The following is a 19,214-nucleotide window of genomic DNA, read 5'->3' on the forward strand; positions in this document are numbered from 1 at the left end:
GGACCGGGCTTCCTTGTGGGTCAGCGCACACTGGCGCGCAGTTGGATAAAGCGCCGCGTGGCGTACAGCCCGGCCGGACGCGAATGACGCTGCGGGCCGAGCCAGGGCAGCAGCAGCGCCAGTTGCCCCTCGACCGGCTGCTGCTCCAGGGCAGTGGCCAGGGCCTGGGTTTCCGGGTCCTCGACTGCGGGCGGTGGCGCGGCGTCATGGGCACTGCCGAGGCGCGCCGGGGTGATGCGCGGGCGGGCGTCCCAGTCGCCGGCGATCCAGTCCTGCAGCAGTTGTTTCTCAAAACCGCTGAACACCCCGAACATCGCCGCGCCCGCGCCCTCAATCAATTGCCAGAAGCGGCTGTCGGCCGGGTCCTGATGGCGCTTGATCCAGCCTCTGGCCTGCAACGCCTGGAGGAATGCCGGGATCTGCCCCGGCTCGGCCAGCCATTGGTTGACGCTCTTGCCATCGAAGCGGCAGTAGTCGGAATGCATGTGCTGGCCAAAGCGCCGCTTGCGTTCGAGCATGGCCACCACCTCACGCTCCAGGTCGAAACCCCGGATCACCGCGCTCGATCCCAGGCCCAGGTCGTTGAGGCGATAACCACGCCGCACCCGACGCCAGTACTCGTCGGCGTCCATGCCCATAGGCCTGAGCTCCAGCACCGACTGCACCGCGCGCCGGGCATGGCCGGTGCTGGCGTTGTCGATGGTGACATGCAGGGTGAAGTAGTACGGGTCGATGCCCAGTTCACTGAGTTCATAGGCACTGATCAACAGGTGCAGGGGCAGTTGCTCGTAGCCCAGGTTGTAGCCCAGCACCTCGGGCATAAAGACCTCGGCGCAACAGCCGAGTGCCAGCTGAATGGCGCCCTGACGATACAGTTCGTCATCCAGCGGCAGGTCGCCGTCACAGCCCTGTTCGGCGAGCAGGCGACGATAAATCGCCACATGGTTCTGCGCCGGCTCGCCGTCGCCCAACTCTTCGAGGTAGGTGGTCAACAGGCCGTCGTAACGGTAGTCCTGCCAGTGGCCCAGGGCGCCGTAGAGCCAGGCCCCGTCCACCAGTTTGGTAGGCGCCACGCCTTGCAGGAAATACAGCGCATGGGCCTTGTTCTGAAAGTAGCGCCGGGGGGCGCCCTGCTGCCGCGCCGTTAAATACGCGGCGTAGTCCTGGGCCACATCGGCACAATTGCCCTCGATCCAGGCCAGCAACTGCTCGGGATGCTCGGGCAGCGGGTCATCGCCGGCCTCGGCCTGTTGCAGTTGCTGGCGCAAAAAGTCGTCAGCCAGGGTCCGTGACTGCGGGTCGGCATCGGCCAACAAGCGCTGGTAAAGGCTATGCAGGGGCTCACCCTGGTACAACTCGCCGGGAGTACCGCGCAGTGCTTCGAGCAGGCTCATGAGCGGCTCCCCGGGGTGCGAGACGAATAGCGTACGGCGGCTAAATCAGGCATGGCAGGCTCCAGCACCAGTAAAGGGTCGACGCGTCGACGGCCATCACGGCCGGACGCCGGGCGTTGTTGCACGCCTCTAGAAGGAAGAGCGCTGCGCCTCGAAAAAAATTCCATCGGCGTGCAGCCGCCCGCGACCACCGGTGCAGGCGGCTGTTGAGCACTACGGGAATGGACGGCGGCGAGGCGGGTCAGCGGCGTTTGCGCGTGCCCAGTTCGATCCAGGTCGGCGCGTGGTCGCTGGCATGGGGCTCGTTGCGCACCCAGGCGTCGATCCCGGCGTTTTTCAGGTAAGGCGCCAGGGCCGGGTTGAGCAGCAGGTGGTCGATGCGCAGCCCGGAGTTGCTCTGCCAGTGCCGGCGAAAGTAATCCCAGAAGGTGTAGACCCGTTCCTCGGGGTACAGGTGGCGCAAGGCATCGGTCCAGCCCTGGTCCAGCAGACGCTGGTAGCAGGCGCGGCTTTGCGGTTGGAGCAAGGCGTCCTTGAGCCAGGAGCGGGTGTTGTAGATATCGAAATCGGTGGGCACCACGTTGTAGTCGCCGGCCAGCAGCACCGGATGCTCGCTGCTTTGCAGCTGCGCCGCGTGCTCGATCAGGCGTTCGAACCAGGCCAGTTTGTAGTCGAACTTGGGCCCCGGTTGCGGGTTGCCGTTGGGCAGGTACAGGCAGCCCACCACGATGCCGTGGACCGCCGCTTCCAGGTAGCGGCTCTGGGGGTCGTCCTCGGTGCCGGGCAAGGACCGGCGGATCTCCAGCGGCTGCGAATCCCGGGCCAGGATCGCCACCCCGTTCCACGAGGCCTGGCCCCGATACAGGCTGCCGTAACCGGCCGCTTCCAGTTGGCTGGCGGGGAAATCCCGATCCACTGCCTTCAGCTCCTGCAGGCAGGCGATGTCGGGGCGCTCGCGTTCGAGCCAGTCCAGCAGGTTGGGCAATCGTGCGCGGATACCATTGATATTGAAGGTGGCGATCTTTAGCGCTTTCATCCCAGGCGCCCCTGTGCCGGGGGCTTTTCCAGCGCCTGGGTCACGGCTTCGAGCAACTGCAACTGGGTGTAGGGCTTGAACAGCCGTGGCAGGGTGCTGGCCAGGCCGGCGAGGTCCTGGGCATAGCCGGTGGCCAGGATGACCGGCAACTCCGGACGCAATTGGCGCATGGCCTCGGCCAGTTGCGCACCATCCATTTGCGGCATGGCGACGTCGGTGATCATCAGGTCGATGTCCGGCTCGTGCTCGATGCAATGCAGGGCCTGGGCCCCGGAGTCTGCGCAGATCACCCGGTGGCCCAGGTCTTCGAGCAGCAGCGTGGTGCTGTTGAGCACCAGGCTGTCATCGTCGACCACCAGCACCGACAACGGTTTGAACGTCGGTTTCAGGCCTGGATCCTGTTTCAGCGGCAACTGACGGGCCGCTTCGGTGGCCAGGGGCAGCCACAGCTCGGCGGTGGTGCCCTGGCCCTTGCTGCTCTTGAGCACCAGTCGCCCGCCCAGCTGTTCGGCCAGGCCATGCACCATGGACAAACCGAGCCCGGTGCCCTTGCCCAGGCCCTTGGTGGTGAAGAAAGGCTCGGCGGCGCAGGCCAGGGTCTGTTCATCCATGCCTTCGCCGGAGTCCATCACCGACAGGCACACGTAGTGTGTTTCACCCAGGGTGCCGAGGGCGCCGCGCACCTGGGCACTGATATGGATATTGCCGCCGCCGGGCATGGCATCCCGGGCGTTGCTCGCCAGGTTGAGCAGGGCCAGTTCCAACTGGTTGATATCGGCCTGCACCGCCGGCAGCTCGGGCGGCAGTTCGGCGGTGACGATCACCTGGGGCCCCACGGAACTGCACAGCAGGTCATTGAGGCTGGCCAGCAGCTGGCTCAGTTGCACCGATTCGGTCTTGAGTTCCTGGCGCCGGGCAAAGGCCAGCATGCGCTGGGTCAGCGACACCCCACGCTGGGCGCCCAGCACGGCATTGGTCGCCAGACGCGTCAGCTTCGGGTCATCCCCCAGGCGCTTTTGCAGCAGTTCCAGGTTGCCCAGAATCACCGTCAGCAGGTTGTTGAAGTCATGGGCGATGCCACCGCTGAGCTGGCCGATGGCCTGGAGTTTCTGCGACTGGAACAGCGCCTCCCGCGCCAGTTCGAGTTTTTTCTGGGCTTCGAAGGCTTCGCTGATGTCCCGGGTGATTTTGGCGAAGCCCATGATTTCCCCGGTGTCGGCGCGGATCGGGTCGACCACCACATGGGCCAGAAACTGCGTGCCGTCCTTGCGCACCCGCCAGCCCTGTTTTTCGAAGCGCCCGTCCTGCCGGGCAATCTCCAGGGTCCGCGCCGGCTCCCCGGCGGCGCGGTCCTGCTCGCTATAAAACAGCGAGAAATGCTTGCCGATGATCTCCTGGGCGGCATAGCCCTTGATCCGTTGCGCCCCCAGGTTCCAGCTGCTGACCCGGCCCTGGGCATCGAGCATGTAGATGGCGTAATCGGTGACGCTCTGCACCAGCAGGCGAAATTGCTGCTCGCTCTGCTTCAGGGTCTGTTCGGCGAGTTTGTGCTCGGTCAGGTCGCGGGTGATTTTCGCAAACCCCAGCAACTGGCCCTGGGGGTCGCGGATCGGGTCGACCACCACATGGCACCAGAAGTGCGTGCCGTCCTTGCGCACCCGCCAGCCCTCGCCCTCGAACCGGCCCTCGTGCAGGGCAGTATCCAGGGTGCGCTGGGGCAGCCCGGCCTGACGGTCCTCGGGGGTATAGAAACAGGAGAAATGCGCGCCGAGGATTTCCGCTTCCTGATAGCCCTTGAAGCGCCTGGCCCCGGTGTTCCAACTGACGACAAACCCCTGGGCGTCGATCATGTAGATCGCGTAATCGATCACGGCATCGACCAACAGCCGGAAGCGATCATCATCGACGCGGGGTGGCAGCTCGGGCTGGTCAGACATGGCGGTCTCCGCGGTTTATTATTGTGTGCCTGAACAAAGGGAGGGGGCCTGCCCCGGACGGGGCGCCGAATCAGTCTGCACCCTCCCGTTGAAAATACAACATGCCATTCGTGCCGCCCTGCAGCGGCCTGCCCCCACCGGAACCGCCGCCACGCGGGCTGCAATGTTCATCGGACAAGCCCCAGCGCGCTTCCATTCATCGTTGATCGGCAAATTTTTTAAACTTTCCGGGCTCCTGCGCTTTCCCAATCTGGCGAGGTTTGAAATCGCTCACCGGATGAGGACTGCACCCTGACCGCCCGCGGCAGATGCCCTTGGGTCGTGCATTGCACCTGGTCCCAGCAAGAGGTTCTCCCATGAAAAATTCTTTGCGTACCACATTGGCCCTGGCTGGCCTGGCCTGCGTGCTGGCAGGCCCGGTGCAGGCTGCAACCGCCGATACCAACCAGGCGCCGAACGCGTCGGGCATGAACAGCAACGACAACGGCGGCTCGGCGATGCCACCGGGCACCAACCCCAGCCCGCCCAGCGGCGGCACCGGTTCGGGCGCCAAACCCAAGAACAACACCACCAATACCCAACCCGGCCCGTACTCCAACGACCAGTTGCAGAACAATAAATCGGAACAGACCCAGAAAGGCCCGATGGGCACCGGCAAGGCGGGCTCCGGCGGCGCGGTCGGCGCAGGTTCGGGGGCTGGGGGCGCCGGCGACTGATTGAAGGAGACGGCCCATGACCTTTCATGCCGTGGCCCGACTGGATGAGTTGCGTGACGACCGCGGCATACGGCTCCAGGTCGGGGCCGAGGAAGTCGTGCTGCTGCGCCATGGCCAGGCCGTCCGCGCGTTCCAGGCCCAATGCCCGCATGCCGGCGCACCGCTGGAAGACGGGGCGGTCTGTGCAGGCCGGTTGATCTGCCCCTGGCACAAGGCGGCGTTTGCCCTGGAAAACGGCGAGGTCTGTGAGCCGCCGGCCCTGGCACACCTCAAGCGCTACGGAGTGCGGGTCGAGGAACAGACCGTGTGGGTCGATGACCAGCCCATGCCGGCGACGCCCCCCTCCTCCCGACGCGACAATCGCTGTTTTGTGGTGGTGGGCGCCGGGGCGGCCGGCAGCGCGGCCATCTTCGCCCTGCGGTCCAAGGGCTATGCCGGGCGACTGGTGTGGATCGACCCGGAACACCCCACGTCCTACGACCGTACCGCCTTGAGCAAATTCGTGATCGCCGGCGACATGGCGGTCGAAGAAATCCCCTCCCTGCTCGACCCGCATTTTTATCGCAGCGCCGATATCCAGCGCCTGCGCGGCAAAGTGCGCGCGGTGGATGCCGACGCGCGCACCCTGACCCTGGCCGACGGCCAGAGCCTGACCTACGACGCGGCGCTGCTGGCCACCGGCGGCATTGCCCAGCGACCGGCGATTGCCGGCGCCCAACTACCCGGGACCTTTGTCCTGCGTTCCCTGGCCGATGCCGAACAGTTGCTCGATGCCTGCGCGCCGGGCAGCCGAGTGGTGATTATCGGCGACGGTTTTATCGGCCTGGAAGCGGCCTCGGCCATGATCAAGGCCGGGTTGCAGGTGCAGGTGGTGGCGCGCCACGCCGTGCCCCTGGCCAAGCAGTTGGGGCAGCGCATCGGCCGCTCCTTGCGCGACCTGCACCAGCGCAACGGCGTGATTTTCCACCCCGACACCGAGGCCGTGAGGCTTGAGGGCACGAGCCGGGTCGAAGCGGTAATGCTGCGGGACGGCACCCGGCTCGACACTGATCTGGTGCTGTTCGGCACCGGCATCAAACCGGCGACCGGCCTGACCCGTGGCCTGCCCCTGGCCGACGACCAGTCACTCCAGGCCGATGGCCAGATGCGCGTGGCCGAGGGCCTGTGGGCGGCCGGCGACATGCTGACTTTCCCCCTCGCCGGTCGCCCGCTGCGCCTCGAACATTGGCGCCTGGCGCAGCAGCAGGCCTTTCTCGCCGCCGGCAATATGCTGGGTGGGCAGCGGGAGTTTGCCGATGTGCCGTTTTTCTGGACTTACCACTACGGCAAGACCTTCGAAGTCCTGGGCCACGCCCGGGACTGGACGCACATTGAGTACCTGGGAGAACCGGAGCGCCAGTGCTTTATCGCGCTGCTGTGCGTCGATGAACAGGTCGAGTCGGTGGTGGCCTGCGAGCACCAGCGCACCATGGCCGTGCTCGCGCAACGCATGCAGCGCCCGCTGTCACGCAGCGAGGCCCTGGCCTTGATCGAGGCGATCGAGGGTGATGGCGCCTGACGCTGAATGCGGCGCCAGTCGACTCAGGGCTGTTCCAGGTGTTCGAACCCAGCGTCGCAGGGTTCGATCTCGGGCAATGGTCGCGGCCATGCTGGTCCCCGCCACTGCCGGAATTCAGCGCAACAAACGCCGCAGCCCGGCTTCATACGCCCCTTCCAGTGCGTGCCCAGCCTCACCGGCCAAGGCCAGCGCCAGGGCATGGCCGTGGGTGTAGTCGAGCAGCAGGTCGAACAGCACCGGGTCATCGTCGAACTGGCCCACGGCCTGCCGCAGGCGCGCGCTGAGGTCCGCCAGCGAGCCATGGAACAACTGCGGGTCACTGAGGACGCACAAGGTCAAAGCCGGGTGCCGGCGAACCCGCGCCATATAACCACCCAACAGGGCCTGGAGCCGTTGCCGGGGCGGCAGGTCCGGTGCCGGTTCGGGCAGCGGTTCGGCGTGCACCCGCTCCACCAGCAGGCGCATCAGGTTGTGCTGATCGCCCACGTGATAGGCCACCGACATCGGCGTGATCCCCAGTTGTCGCGCCAGGGCCCTGCCACCAAAAGCCTGGGGCCCCACTGCTTCCAGCAGGCTCAGGCCGGCGTCCAGGACCTGATCGAGGTTGAGAGAACTGCCGGCTGCGGGACGACCGCTGCGCCTGGTTTTCTCAGTCATGGGCGGGCCCCGTCTCGACGCGATAGCGGGTACTGACCAGGCCATCGGCATACAGCGTCGAAGCGACCACGCTCAAGCGCACATCCCCCTCAAGTTCGCCGAACAGGGGCCGCCCGCTGCCGATCAGCACCGGCACCCGGGTCAGGGTCAATTCGTCGATCAACCCGGCGTGCAAAAAGCTTCGAATCACCGCCCCGCCATCGATATAGGCATGTTCCCAACCCTGGGCCCGCAACTGCGCCACCAGCGCAAGGGGCTCGGCGGCGCTGATCCGCAGCCGGTGCCGCAGGGGGTGCGGCACATCCTGCTCACTCAAGGTACGGCTGAGCACCACCACCGGTTTTTCGAACGGCCAGGGCTCGAAGCCCAGGACGCTTTCATAGGTGCCACGGCCCATGACAACGCCATCCACCGAGGCCATGAACGCCCCGTAGCCATAGTCCTCGCCGGACTCCCCAGCGGGCAGCCAGTCGATGCCGCCATCGCTGCGGGCGATAAATCCATCCACCGATGTGGCGATAAAAACCTTGCCGAACGCCATAGCCGCTACCTCGCGCAAATAAACATACGGCGTATGATAAATCATTTTTCGTGTGGATCAGGCAGCCACTTGCTCATTCATTCACGGCCAGGCCAAAGGCACGCCCCACTCTTGAAAAGCCGGCGCTGCGTCTGCTCGCAGCACCGGCCACAAACGCCGCCCAGCGTCAGAAGCTGTAGCGGTAGCCGATATTGGCCGCCCAGGGACGGTCGATGCTGGAACCCTCGCTGGTCTCCAGATCGGCATACAATTGGTGCTTGGGACTCACCTGCGCAGTGACCCCGGCCCCGGCATACCAGCCGCCGCCACTGCCATCGGGGCGGCTGCTGATGCCGTTGGTCTTGACCGTATTGCGGGCCGAGAAGTCTTCGACCCAACCGGCCTTGAGGTAGGGTTGCAGGCGCACGCCGTTGTCCAGTGGCAATGCGCGTCCGGTGCGGGCGCCGGCGCGCATCTGGGTCGACAGGCCGTTACCGGCATCGACTTGCAGGCCGTTGTCCAGGCGGTAGCTGTCCGCGGCCACGTAGAGCATCGAGACTTGCACCTGGGGTTCGACAAACCAGCCGTCATCGAGGTTGATTTTCTTGCCGGCTTCCACCGAAACCCCGGCCCCGTGGCTGCGTGAATGCCCGGAGACCTTGGCGCCATCGGTGCCGTGCACATCCAGCCGGGTGGACCAGCGGTTGAGGGTGAGCAAGGTGTCGGTGTACCAGCCCGAGTCATCCAGGTAGGTGGCGTAGGCCCCCGCGTGGTAACTGTCGAGCTTGCCGCTGCCCTCGCCCTTGAAATCGCGGTCGGTCTGGCTGTACCCCGCCAGGCCACCCACCACCAGCGCCCCCTGGGCAGTGGCGATGCGGGTGTCGATCCCCAGTTGGCTGCCCTGCACCCGTTGCGAAAAGTCCCGGCCCACGCCGTTGTCCAGGGATTGCTGCTGCCCGAAGCCACGGACCCACAGGCCCTGGCCGCCCGTACCGGCACGCAGTTCGCCGACCCGCTGTACCAGGGTCGCGCGCTCGGCGTCCCAGGTGCCGCGCAAGGTGGCGATGGCGCTGCTGTTGATGGCAGCACTGGCGCCGGTGGACAGGTTGTCCGGCCCTGGGGTCAGCGGCTGGTTGCGCCCGACGTTGACCAGGTCCCACTCGCCGGACTGGGCATCGCCTTGCAGCTCATAGCGATAGGTCCCGGCATCGACCACCTTTCCGGCGTTGGCCAGGCTGAACGAGCCCGGTCCCCCGGCACTCTCCACCAGGGTCAGGCGTTGCCCGTCGGCACCGGGTTCGGCGCCGGAGTTGCGGACCAGGATCTGGTTCTGCCCGGTGACCTGGCCACCGACCAGCAGCCGATCGCCCGCCTGCTGGCCCAGGTCGGTGTTCATGATGTACAGCCCGTCGCCGCTCAGGTCACCGCTCACCTTGAGTTGCTTGAAGGCGCCGCCCAGGCCCGGATCGGCGAACTCCACCACCCCGGCATTCGTCAACTGATTGAGCGTGGAGTCGCCCGTGAGCGTCCAGAAGCTGCTGTCGTCGATGTCCAGCCGGGCGCTTTGCCGGTTGTCCTGAATGGCCCCGTGCAAGGTCGAGTGATCGCCCAGGTTCAGTTGCAGGGTGCCGGCGTCGACCACGATGTCGCCGCTGATCTGCGACCTCACGGCATCCAGTTGCACATCCCCCGCCAACACCCCGCCGGCACGGTCGGTAATCCATAGCGCGGTGCCCGGCTGGCCGGCGCTGCGGGCCAGCAGGCGGCTGTCGGTGAGGCGGATGTCGAGGCCGCCGCCATTGACCAGGATGCCCACACCATCCTGGGTGTCGATCTGGCTGGCGTTGACCTCGATGTCATTCACCACCCCGGCCCCGGTGGCGTAACTGACAATGCCGTGGGCGGAGGTACCCACCGTTTGCACGGCCGATCCCTGAAACCTGGCCGTGGAATTGTTGCTGATGGACAGGCCATAGGCTGACTCGCCCTCAGTCAACAGGTCGGAGTCGACAAGTGCCACGCTGGCTCCACGCCCGGAGGCGAACAGGCCGTAGGCGGAGTCACCGTGGGTCAGGATGCGGCTGTTACTGACGCTGACTTTGGCCCCGGACATTCGCGCCAGGGCGCCCACCGAACTACGGCCGAAGGTTTCGATCCACGCCCCTTTGACGTCGAACTCGGCGCCCGGGCTGTTGATGGTATCGGCCGACGCATACAGTGCGTGAGAGCTGGCGCCGTGGGTGACGATACTGCCCCCCGTGATGGTCGCCTTGCCAGCGCGGTTGTCGATGCCCGTCGCCTGGTTGCCGAAGGTTTCGATGGTGCTGCACTTGAGGTCGGCGCGGCTGTTGCTCCCGGGCATCCACAGCCCCGAGCCGTAATTGCCCTGGGTGGTGATGCGCACGTTATCCAGGTCGGCGGCGGCGCTGTCAGCGTTGATGTTGATGCCGTAGCCGTTCTGCGAAACGATGTCGCTGTTGCTGACCTGGGCCACGCCGCCCGGTATCTGGTACAGCTGACTCAGCAGAATGCCGTCGCCCTTGGCGTTGATGCTGCCATTGCGGAAGGTCAACGCCGCGCTGGTGACACGCACGCCCTGCCCGTCAGTCGCCGTCAGGTTGACGCCATTGGCGCTGATGGACGAACCAACCCCTTCAGCGGACATCGCGCCCATGCTGCCCAGGGTGTTGAGCGTCACGTTGTCCAGGCTGATGGAGGCACCGCTCGCGGCCCGCACCAGGGTGCCGCTCCAGGTCGCCGTGCTGGAAAGATCCATGTTCGAGGCCTGGATGCTGGAGCCGCTGCCACTGGCGGACAGGGCCTCGGCCTGGTTGCCCGAGGTGCTGATCGAGCCACCGGACAACACCGCCTGGCCGCCGTCGGTAGCCACCACCCCGCGACTGCCGGAGCCACCGGTGGTGATCTGCACATCGTTCAACGTCAGGCGGCTGCCGGTCCCCGTCACCAGCGCGCCGTCGGCCCGGTCGGAGCCGCCGGTGATGATGCTGACGTCATTCAACGTGGCCTGGCCTCCGGCCTCCACCTGCACCCCGACCACCGCGCTGTTCGCGCTGGCCGCCGTGACCTGCACCTGGTAACCGTCGCCCTGCAACTGGTTTTGCGCGCCGCTGACAAGAATCCCCGGGCCGCTGCCGGTGAAGTCGACGCGCACGTCATCGAGCACCCGAGATTCGCCTTGCGCGGAACTGAGGTCGATTTTTTCATAATCAGTCGCCTGAGCAGACTGGGCGGAAAGTGTCAGCAGCGGCAACACGGAAAATACCGTGAGCGCCCTTTTAACCAGAAACATAACTTCCACACCTTTGCATAGAGCAAGAGAGGCCTGGATGGTCGAATCTTTCACGCAACTAACCTATGAGAATTATCCTAAATGACGGGTATTAAGAATTTTCTTAAAGGGACTATTCAGCGATATCCCTAACATGGGCGGATGACTAAACACGGCCCTTCCCCGCAGCCCCTCAGGCACTTTTCCGGACCCCATATTCCGGTGGCTCTGCTGCGTCTGTTCATGCTCAGTTTGCTGTCTTGCATCCTGATCATTGCGGGTTTTTTGATTCAGGGTTCATTGACGGAAACCCTTTCCAGCTATCGGCGTCAGATGAATGCCGCGGCCTTCAATGCGCAACAGTTCTTCAATCAACGGGAAAGTCTGCTGAAGGCTATTTCTTCTTCCGCCGTGCGCAATATCGACGGCAGCCTAAGTTCCAAAACTGCCAACTTCCTTGCAACTAATAATCAACTACGCCTGTTACCCCTGGGGAATAACGCCGCGAACTATTCCTGGGCGCTGATCCTCACGGCCCGCGACCTGGTCGAGATCGCCAACACCCACAGCGAACTGATTTACCTGGCCCCGGACCAGGGCCTGATCCGCACCGTGTATGAGCCCGGGGGCGGCAGCGGCACGAACCTCGATGCCAGCGCCCAGTGGCTGCAAAGCCTCGACCAGAGCGCGGCGCAAGCCTTGTTGAACCAGCACCCGGGGGCGCGCACCCTGTGGTCCTGGGTGCCCAACGGCCGCTCGAAACAGGTGTACCTGCTGCGCCCTATCGACGAGCACAACGCTGCCGACGGCTGGCTCGGGCTGCAACTCAAAGAGACCGACCTGGCGCTCGACCCCTTGCAATTGCACCAGGGCAAATACGTGCTCTATGACGCCAACGGCGCGGTGGTGCTGCACAGTGCCGCCTGGGCGGTGCCCGAGGCGCTGTCGCGGTTCAAGGCCGAGGAAGACTCCTTTGGCCTGCACCGCCTGCGCGGCCTGCCCGACTACGTCGTGCTCAACAAGTCGGTGGGCAACGCCGGATGGCGCCTGGTGTACTACGCCCCGGTCAGCCAATTGCTGCAGGACACCGCAGGCCCTCTGTACACCACGGCCCTGATGACCCTGCTGCTGTTTGCCGGGATTTTCCTCGGGGCACGCTTTATCCGCCTGCGCCTGGTGGAGCCTGCGGTTCGCCATTACAGCGCGCTGGCGGACAGCGTCTCGCTCAACCACCGGTTTATCGAAATGGCCCCGGTGGGCCTGTGCCTGATTCGCCGCGACGAGGGCTCGCTGATCCTGTCCAACGAATCGGGCCGGCGCTGGCTGGCCGCAGTCCCGGAACTGCAGGCGCAGATCCTGGCCACCGCCCACGGCCGGGTCCACGCCATCGAGCACCAGTTGGCGGACGGCACCTTTCTCCAGCTGACCTGCGCCCCCACCGGCTACAACGGCGTGGCCGCGGTGCTGTGCTGCATGAACGATGTCACCGACTTCAAGCTGGCCGAGCAATCGCTGCTCCAGGCCAAGAGCCTGTCGGACCAGGCCAACCGTGAAAAAACCCTGTTCCTGAGCACCCTCAGCCACGAGATCCGCACCCCGATGTACGGCATTCTCGGTTCCCTGGAAATGCTCGACACCACGCCCCTCAATGCCCAGCAGCAGGACTATCTGCAAGCCTCGCAGCAAGCCTCCTCGGCGCTGATGCGCACCATCAACGACACCCTCGACCTGTCGCTGATCGAGTCCGGCCGGCTGAGCCTGAACCTCGCCCCGTTCTCCCCGGTGCAACTGGTAGAAGAAGTGGCCTTCAGCTACTCGGCCCGGGCCCGTGGCAAGGGCCTGCGGCTGTACGTGACCCTGGACCCGGACACGCCCGAACAGGTGCTCGGAGATGGCGGGCGGATCCGGCAGATCCTCAACAACCTGGTGAGCAACGCGATCAAGTTCACCGAGTCGGGCCATGTGATCCTGCGCCTACATTGCACGCCAACCAGCGGCCACCTGGCCCGCTTGCGTTTCCAGGTAGTCGACACCGGCCCCGGCATTGCTGGCGAATTCCAGGCCAGGTTGTTCGAACCTTACTACCGGGTACCCAGCTGGTTGAGCCAGGAAGCCTGCGGCACCGGCCTGGGACTGGCGATCTGCGCGCGCCTGGCGGACATGATGCACGGCCAGCTCTCGGCCATCAGTGAGCCCGGGCTGGGTTCGAGCTTCGGCCTGAGCCTGGCCCTGGAAGCCGTTACCGACCGCTCCGAACCTGAAATGCCGCGCCTGGGCGTGACCCCGGTGTATGTCCGGGGCGACGTGCTGGAAGTGGTGCAGAACCTCTGCCACTGGCTGCGCCACTGGGGCGCACTGGCCTTGCCCTACACCCCGGACAAAGAGGCCCCGCCCCTGCGCTCGGTGTTGGTGGAGGCGTTTCTCGACCCGTTCAAGCTCGGCCCCTGGAGCGGTCCGCGGGTGATCATGCATGCCCCCGGGATAGCCCCCGCGCTACGCCAGGCGAACCCGGCCTGGGTCGCGCGGATGTACAGCCTCGACAGCCTGCGCGACGCCGTGGCCCAGGCACAGGCCGGGATTGTCAACGAAATGCGCTTTTCGCCGCCGGACAACCTGGCACCGCAGATGGACCTCAGGCTGCTGGCGGTGGACGACAGCCCCCTGGCCTTGCAGGTGATCCTGCAACAAGGCCTGTACCTGGGGAACCGGGTGGTGGCGGTCGCCAGCGCCGTCGACGCCCTGAAACGCGACGACCTGCTGGCGTTCGATGCGGTGCTGACCGACTTGCAGATGCAGCACATGGACGGCCTGGCATTCGCCCGCACCCTGCGTGAGCGCGGCTTCGACGGGCCGATCATCGGCATCACCGGTGAGCTGTCGCCGGTACTGCGCAGCCGCTGCGAATCAGCGGGGATTCGTCATCTGCTTATCAAGCCGGTACCTCTGGATACGCTTTGCGAGGTACTTCAATCAGTAAAGAGGAAGGTGATGTGAGCATGCCCAAGACAATCCGTGTTCTGGTACTGGACGACCACCCGATCCAGTGCCTGCGGGTCAAGCGCTTGCTGGAAGAGGCAGGCTTTGGCACCGTGCACACGACCCTCGACGCCCGCCAGGCCCTGGCCCTGTTGCACCAGCAGGAATACGACCTGGTGCTGGTGGACCTGCACATGCCGGAGATGGACGGCGTGCAATTCATCGACGCCCTGAGCGGTATGCCACGGGCACCGATCCTGGCTATAGTCTCGTCCTGCTCAAGGCGCCTGATGAACAGCGTCGGCCTGATGGCCAAGGAGAAAGGCCTGGCGGTACTAGGCACCTTCCCCAAACCGCTGGACGCCGGCCACGTGCAGCAGATCTGCACCATCATCAGCACCGGCCAGCGCGCCGGCACGCGGCTCAAGCCCGAGCACGAGCCGGTGTTCGAACGCCAGGTGCTGGAGCGGGCCATCGCCCGCCGCGAACTGCAGGCGCGCTTCCAGCCACGCCGCTCGCTGGCCAGCGGCAAGATCATCGGCGCCGAAGCCCTGGTGCGCTGGAACAACCCGTCCTTCGGTTTGTTGATGCCGGACTCGTTCCTGGCGTCCATTACCCGGCACCGGCTGGATCGCGCGCTGCTGTTCCTGATGCTCGACGACGCGATCGAGGCGCAGAAGCACTGGCACGCCCTGGGCCACCGCATCACGGTATCGGTGAACCTGCCCACCGGGCTGCTGGATGACCCCGACCTGCCGGACCACCTGCAACAGATGACCGCCCGCGCCGGCCTGGCCACCCGCGACATCTGCTTCGAATTGCTGGAAACCGAACGCCCACTGTCGCCCGGGCAATACCACATGGGCGCCAGTCGCCTGCGGCTGAAGGGTTTCGGCCTGGCTCAGGACGACTTCGGCATGGGCTACAGTTCGATGTACAGCCTGATTTCGACGCCTTTTACCGAGATGAAAATCGACCGCCACTTCGTCAACGGCGCAGCAGCCGACGAAGCCCGGGCCGCGGCCCTGGTGGCAGCGGTGCAACTGGGTCGGCAATTGGGCCTGGAAGTGGTTGCCGAAGGCGTGGAGTCAGGACGTGACCTGGAGTTTCTGCGGCTTATTGGCTGTGACAGCGCCCAGGGTTATCTTATTTCCGCGGCATTGGAGCTGGACGCTTTCTCGCAGTTGCTGGGATGCAGTGTACCGCCACCTTTTTCTCCACCCACCCGGGCCGCTTTTCCTACTCCATGCCAAACCTCCCGCTACGACGCATCGCGCGAAACTCTCGACGACTGAACCTGGTGCTGTTCGGCGTCCTGCCACTGCTGCTGATCATGTCCGGTGCCCTGCTCTGGGGCTTCCAGCGGATCATCAGCCAGGAGCAGGAGCGCATCAGCATCGACTTCACCCTGCAGAGCCGCTACATGGACGAGCAGCAGGCGCTGCTCACCCGCCTGCAGCAGGCGCATATCCTCGACTACAGCGACCCGCAGCAGAATTCGCCGTGGATCTTCCACGCCATGGACGACCAGCAGATACCCGGCGCGACCCTGTACCAGGGCACGCCTTCGCCGGTCGATACGCCGTTCACCCTGATCTGCCAGGATCTCAAGTCCTGCCCTCTGCAAAGCAGCCGTGCCGCGGGGTTCGGGCGCTACCTGGCCGACCTCTATTCCAGTTTCTGGGTGCGTTCGAGCTTTCCCGCCTCGGGCCTGCTGGTGGTGGATGCAGAACCGGGCACCAGCTACACCGTGCCCACGGTCGGCAACCGCCGCCCCAACCTGTCGGCGCCCCTGACCCAGGCGGCGATGGCCGCGATCCGCGCCGATGCCGCGAGCGCCGACCGCATCCGCTGGATCGGCCTGCAGGGCTACCCCGACCATGTGATCGCCTACCTGCCCTTGCGTCACGCCGCGAGCGGCAGCCCCGGCACCTATGCCGCGACCCTGATCAGCCGCGAGCGAATCAATATTTTTTCCCGGGTGCTGCAACGTGGCGTCTACGACGCCCATTGGCTGGTCGGCCGGGAAGACGGCCTGCTGCTGGGTCCGGCGCCGTACCCGAGCGGGGTCGGCCCCGGGGTCAATTATCGGGCTGACGGGCTGGTGTTCCGGGTCGACGCCGCCAACGGGGCCTGGACCGGCTACTACATCCTGTCCTACCCCAGCCTGTTCTTCGGCCACTATTGGCTGCTGGCAAGCATCATCGCCCTGCTGTCACTCAGCCCGCTGGCCGGCTGGGCCTATGTGCGCCGCTACAACCGACGGGTGATCGCACCGGCGCAACAGGCCCACCGGCAACTGATGGAAAGCGACCAGTTCAGTCGTACCCTGCTGGAAACCACCCCGGTGGCGCTCTGCGTGTTCAGCCGCGACGAACGCCGGATCGTCTTCGCCAACACCCTGGCCTTCAAGTGGTTCGACACCCAGGTCGGCCAGAGCCTGCACGACAGCGGACTGGAGCAACCGCTGCTGGAGCGGCTCAGCCGCGCCACGCAACCGGGCACCATCGAAAACCACCGCGCCCACGATGGCCGCTCGTTCTATATCGCCTTTGCCCCGACCCGCTACCACGACCAGGATGTGGTGGTCTGTGCCTTCGCCGACCTCAGTGCAAGGGCGCAGATGGAACAGGAGCTGACCCAGGCCAAGCACGCCGCCGACCGGGCCAACGGCGCCAAGTCGGTGTTCCTGGCAACCATGAGCCACGAAATCCGCACCCCGCTCTATGGGGTCCTCGGCTCGCTGGAGCTGATGGGGCTGACCGACCTCGACCCCGAACAGCGCCAGTTGCTCGAACGCATCCAGGTGTCCTCCGGGCTGCTGTTGCAGATCATCAGCGACATTCTCGACATCACCCGGATCGAGTCCGGCCAACTGGCCCTGGGCGGGCAGTCGTTCGACCCCCGGGAGCTGGTCCAAGGCTGTACCGGGGCCTTTATCGACAGTGCCCGGAACAAGGACCTGCTGCTGTTTTCCTGCGTCGATCCGCAACTGCCCCAGGCGCTGCTGGGGGATCCGGTGCGGATCCGCCAGATCCTCACCAACCTGATCAGCAACGCCATCAAGTTCACCCTCTCCGGGCACGTCATCGTCCGCGCCCGTGCCGAGCCCGGGAGCGATGGCCAGGTGCTGATGACCCTGCAAGTGGTGGACACCGGCATCGGCATCGGCCAGGAAGAGCAGCAACAGCTGTTCACCCCCTTCTATCAGATCGACGCCCACTCCCACACCGTGCATGGTGCCGGGCTGGGCCTGTCGATCTGCGCCAAACTGGCGGCGATGATGGGCAGTGAAATCCGCCTGACCAGCGCACTGGGGCTGGGCAGCAGTTTCTCCATGAGCCTCGAGCTGCCGTTGGCTGGCACCAGCACCGCGACGCGCCAGCCGGACCTGGCCGGTGCACGAATCTACGTGCACAGCCCCCATCACGAACTGACCGGCAACCTCTGCCAATGGCTCAATCGCTGGGGCGCCGAGGCCACGTCCCTGGAAGGCGCGACGCTCGACGGGGTCGGGCCGGGCATTCTGCTGCGCATGTTCGACGCCCCCGGCGGCCGCGCCGAGGCCCTCGCCGGCCTGACTGAAATCGTCCTCGACGGGCATCGGACCGGCCCCGGGGCCAGCCTGGCCGATGCCTGTGATTTCAGCGCCATCGGCTTTCTGCTGGAGCGCAAGCTGCGTGGTGAACCCGAGCCCGGGCCGACCGGCCGGGCCGCGGGCCTGCAGCCGCTGAACAGCCTGCCGCCGCTTCGCCTGAACGTGCTGGTCGCCGAAGACAACCCGATCAACCAGGCGACCCTCAGCCACCAGCTCAAGCAATTGGGCTGCCACAGCACCCTGGCCGCCGACGGCGCCGAGGCCCTCGACCTGTGGCGGATCGGCGACTACGACCTGCTGCTGACCGACGTCAACATGCCGCGCATGAGCGGCTATGAGCTCACCACCCGCATTCGCGCGGGCGGCGATGACCGACCGGTGATCGGCGTCACCGCCAACGCCATGTGCGAGGAGGAAGCACGCTGCCGGGCCTGCGGCATGGACGCCTGGCTGGTCAAGCCGGTGCAGTTGCAGACGCTGTGGGCCAGCCTGTCCCAACTCAGCGGCCTCGACACCGAGCAGTGCATCCCGTTGTTCGAGGAACCGCCCGGCCTGCCCAGCGACCTGCGGCAGATCTTCATCAGCACCATGACCGTGGATATCCAGACCTTGCGCCAGGCACTCGACGAACAGGATTACGACCGCATCTTCGAGCTGCTGCACCGGGTTCGCGGCTCCCTCGCGGTGGCCGGCTACGAGGCGCTGATCGAGCAGCTCGAGCGTTTCGGGAATGACCTGAGGGAGGCCGGTTTGACGCCCTCCACCCACGCGCATAGCCTGACTCTGCTGCACGCCCTGGAGCGGATCAGCCTGCCCGACTGAAACGCTGCCACTTATCCTCTACCGTGCATTTCTTCTGAAAATGGATCGTGTCCACATGAAAAAAATCCGCGTTGCACTGGCCGACGATCATCCACTGGTACTGGCTGCCGTCAGCAGCCTGCTGAACAGCACCGCCCACTACGAGGTGGTGGCGGCAGTCACTACCCCCAGCGCCCTGATCCAACAGTTGGCGGACAACCCGAGCATCGATGTGGTGATCACCGACTATTTCATGGAGGGCGATGAAAAATTCGGCGACGGGATTCGCCTGGTGACCTACCTCATCCGCCACTTCCCGCGGGTCCAGGTGCTGGTCCTGACCATGATGTCGAACCCGATGATCGTCGCCACCCTGTACGACATCGGCGTGCGCTCGGTGCTACTCAAGCGCCACGACATGAGCGAGCTGCTCAGCGCCCTGGACAACGTCCGGCGCGGGCGCGTGCACTACCCGCCCGACCTTGAGTACAACGAGCAGCACAACGGCCCGGTGCGTTCGATGGCCGAGGGGCTGAGCAGCCTCACGCCCAAGGAATACGAGGTGCTGCGCCACTTCGTGCGTGGCGAATCGATGATGCAGATCGCCGCCAACCTCAAGCGCAGCATCAAGACCGTCAGCGCACAGAAGATCTCGGCGATCCGCAAGCTGAACCTGGACAGCGACCAGGCCCTGGTCGCGTTCTGCCTGGAGTCCGGCGCGTTCCAGTGAGC

General features: G+C 65.5%; 12 protein-coding genes. 6 read left to right on the forward strand and 6 right to left on the reverse strand.

Going from position 1 to position 19,214, the window contains the following annotated elements; translation table 11 throughout:
• Nucleotides 1-20 precede the first annotated feature (20 nt).
• The 3 genes from ACOZJV_RS29160 to ACOZJV_RS29170 form a co-directional block, all read right to left on the reverse strand.
• Nucleotides 21-1,394 (reverse strand): iron-containing redox enzyme family protein, encoded by a 1,374-nt coding sequence (locus ACOZJV_RS29160; RefSeq protein WP_421549044.1) that lies wholly within the window; start codon nucleotides 1,392-1,394, stop codon nucleotides 21-23.
• 241 nt (nucleotides 1,395-1,635) lie between these two features.
• Entirely contained in the window at nucleotides 1,636-2,430 is a 795-nt protein-coding gene (gene xth, locus ACOZJV_RS29165) for an exodeoxyribonuclease III (protein ID WP_421549045.1), read from the reverse strand.
• Nucleotides 2,427-4,367 carry a PAS domain S-box protein gene (locus ACOZJV_RS29170; protein ID WP_421549046.1) on the reverse strand — a complete coding sequence of 647 codons (1,941 nt, stop codon included), beginning with the start codon at nucleotides 4,365-4,367 and terminating at the stop codon, nucleotides 2,427-2,429. The genes xth and ACOZJV_RS29170 overlap by 4 nt, the downstream gene beginning before the upstream one ends.
• 356 nt (nucleotides 4,368-4,723) lie before the next feature.
• On the opposite strand from ACOZJV_RS29170, the gene ACOZJV_RS29175 reads away from it, so the two are divergent.
• Both ACOZJV_RS29175 and ACOZJV_RS29180 read left to right on the forward strand, forming a co-directional pair.
• Nucleotides 4,724-5,083 (forward strand): hypothetical protein, encoded by a 360-nt coding sequence (locus ACOZJV_RS29175; RefSeq protein ID WP_421549047.1) that lies wholly within the window; start codon nucleotides 4,724-4,726, stop codon nucleotides 5,081-5,083.
• Nucleotides 5,084-5,099: 16 nt separating this feature from the next.
• Nucleotides 5,100-6,641 (forward strand): FAD-dependent oxidoreductase, encoded by a 1,542-nt coding sequence (locus ACOZJV_RS29180; RefSeq protein WP_421549048.1) that lies wholly within the window; start codon nucleotides 5,100-5,102, stop codon nucleotides 6,639-6,641.
• Between the two features lie 114 nt (nucleotides 6,642-6,755).
• Here the strand turns inward: ACOZJV_RS29180 and ACOZJV_RS29185 are convergent, their stop codons facing one another.
• The 3 genes from ACOZJV_RS29185 to ACOZJV_RS29195 form a co-directional block, all read right to left on the reverse strand.
• On the reverse strand, nucleotides 6,756-7,298 hold the full coding sequence (locus ACOZJV_RS29185; RefSeq protein ID WP_078468767.1) for a TetR/AcrR family transcriptional regulator: 543 nt from the start codon (nucleotides 7,296-7,298) through the stop codon (nucleotides 6,756-6,758).
• A complete protein-coding gene (locus ACOZJV_RS29190; protein WP_421549049.1) occupies nucleotides 7,291-7,839 on the reverse strand; it encodes a dihydrofolate reductase family protein in 549 nt (182 codons plus the stop codon). Before ACOZJV_RS29190 ends, ACOZJV_RS29185 begins: the two co-directional genes overlap by 8 nt.
• Before the next feature lie 166 nt (nucleotides 7,840-8,005).
• Nucleotides 8,006-11,128: an autotransporter outer membrane beta-barrel domain-containing protein gene (locus ACOZJV_RS29195; protein WP_421549050.1), complete on the reverse strand. Its 3,123-nt coding sequence runs from the start codon at nucleotides 11,126-11,128 to the stop codon at nucleotides 8,006-8,008.
• Nucleotides 11,129-11,329: 201 nt separating this feature from the next.
• Here ACOZJV_RS29195 and ACOZJV_RS29200 point away from each other — a divergent pair, with 201 nt between their 5' ends.
• Genes ACOZJV_RS29200 through ACOZJV_RS29215 form a run of 4 tightly spaced genes read left to right on the forward strand, consistent with a single transcriptional unit; the run spans nucleotide 11,330 to nucleotide 19,212 of the window.
• Entirely contained in the window at nucleotides 11,330-14,101 is a 2,772-nt protein-coding gene (locus ACOZJV_RS29200; protein WP_421549051.1) for an ATP-binding protein, read from the forward strand.
• 2 nt (nucleotides 14,102-14,103) lie between these two features.
• Entirely contained in the window at nucleotides 14,104-15,378 is a 1,275-nt protein-coding gene (locus ACOZJV_RS29205; RefSeq protein ID WP_201131492.1) for an EAL domain-containing response regulator, read from the forward strand.
• 5 nt (nucleotides 15,379-15,383) lie between these two features.
• Nucleotides 15,384-18,503, forward strand: coding sequence for an ATP-binding protein (locus ACOZJV_RS29210; protein WP_421549052.1), 3,120 nt, complete (start codon nucleotides 15,384-15,386; stop codon nucleotides 18,501-18,503).
• Between the two features lie 55 nt (nucleotides 18,504-18,558).
• Nucleotides 18,559-19,212 (forward strand): response regulator, encoded by a 654-nt coding sequence (locus tag ACOZJV_RS29215; protein WP_421549053.1) that lies wholly within the window; start codon nucleotides 18,559-18,561, stop codon nucleotides 19,210-19,212.
• The last annotated feature ends 2 nt before the right edge of the window (nucleotides 19,213-19,214 follow it).

Source organism: Pseudomonas sp. QD4 (assembly GCF_049199125.1).
Taxonomy (GTDB): domain Bacteria; phylum Pseudomonadota; class Gammaproteobacteria; order Pseudomonadales; family Pseudomonadaceae; genus Aquipseudomonas.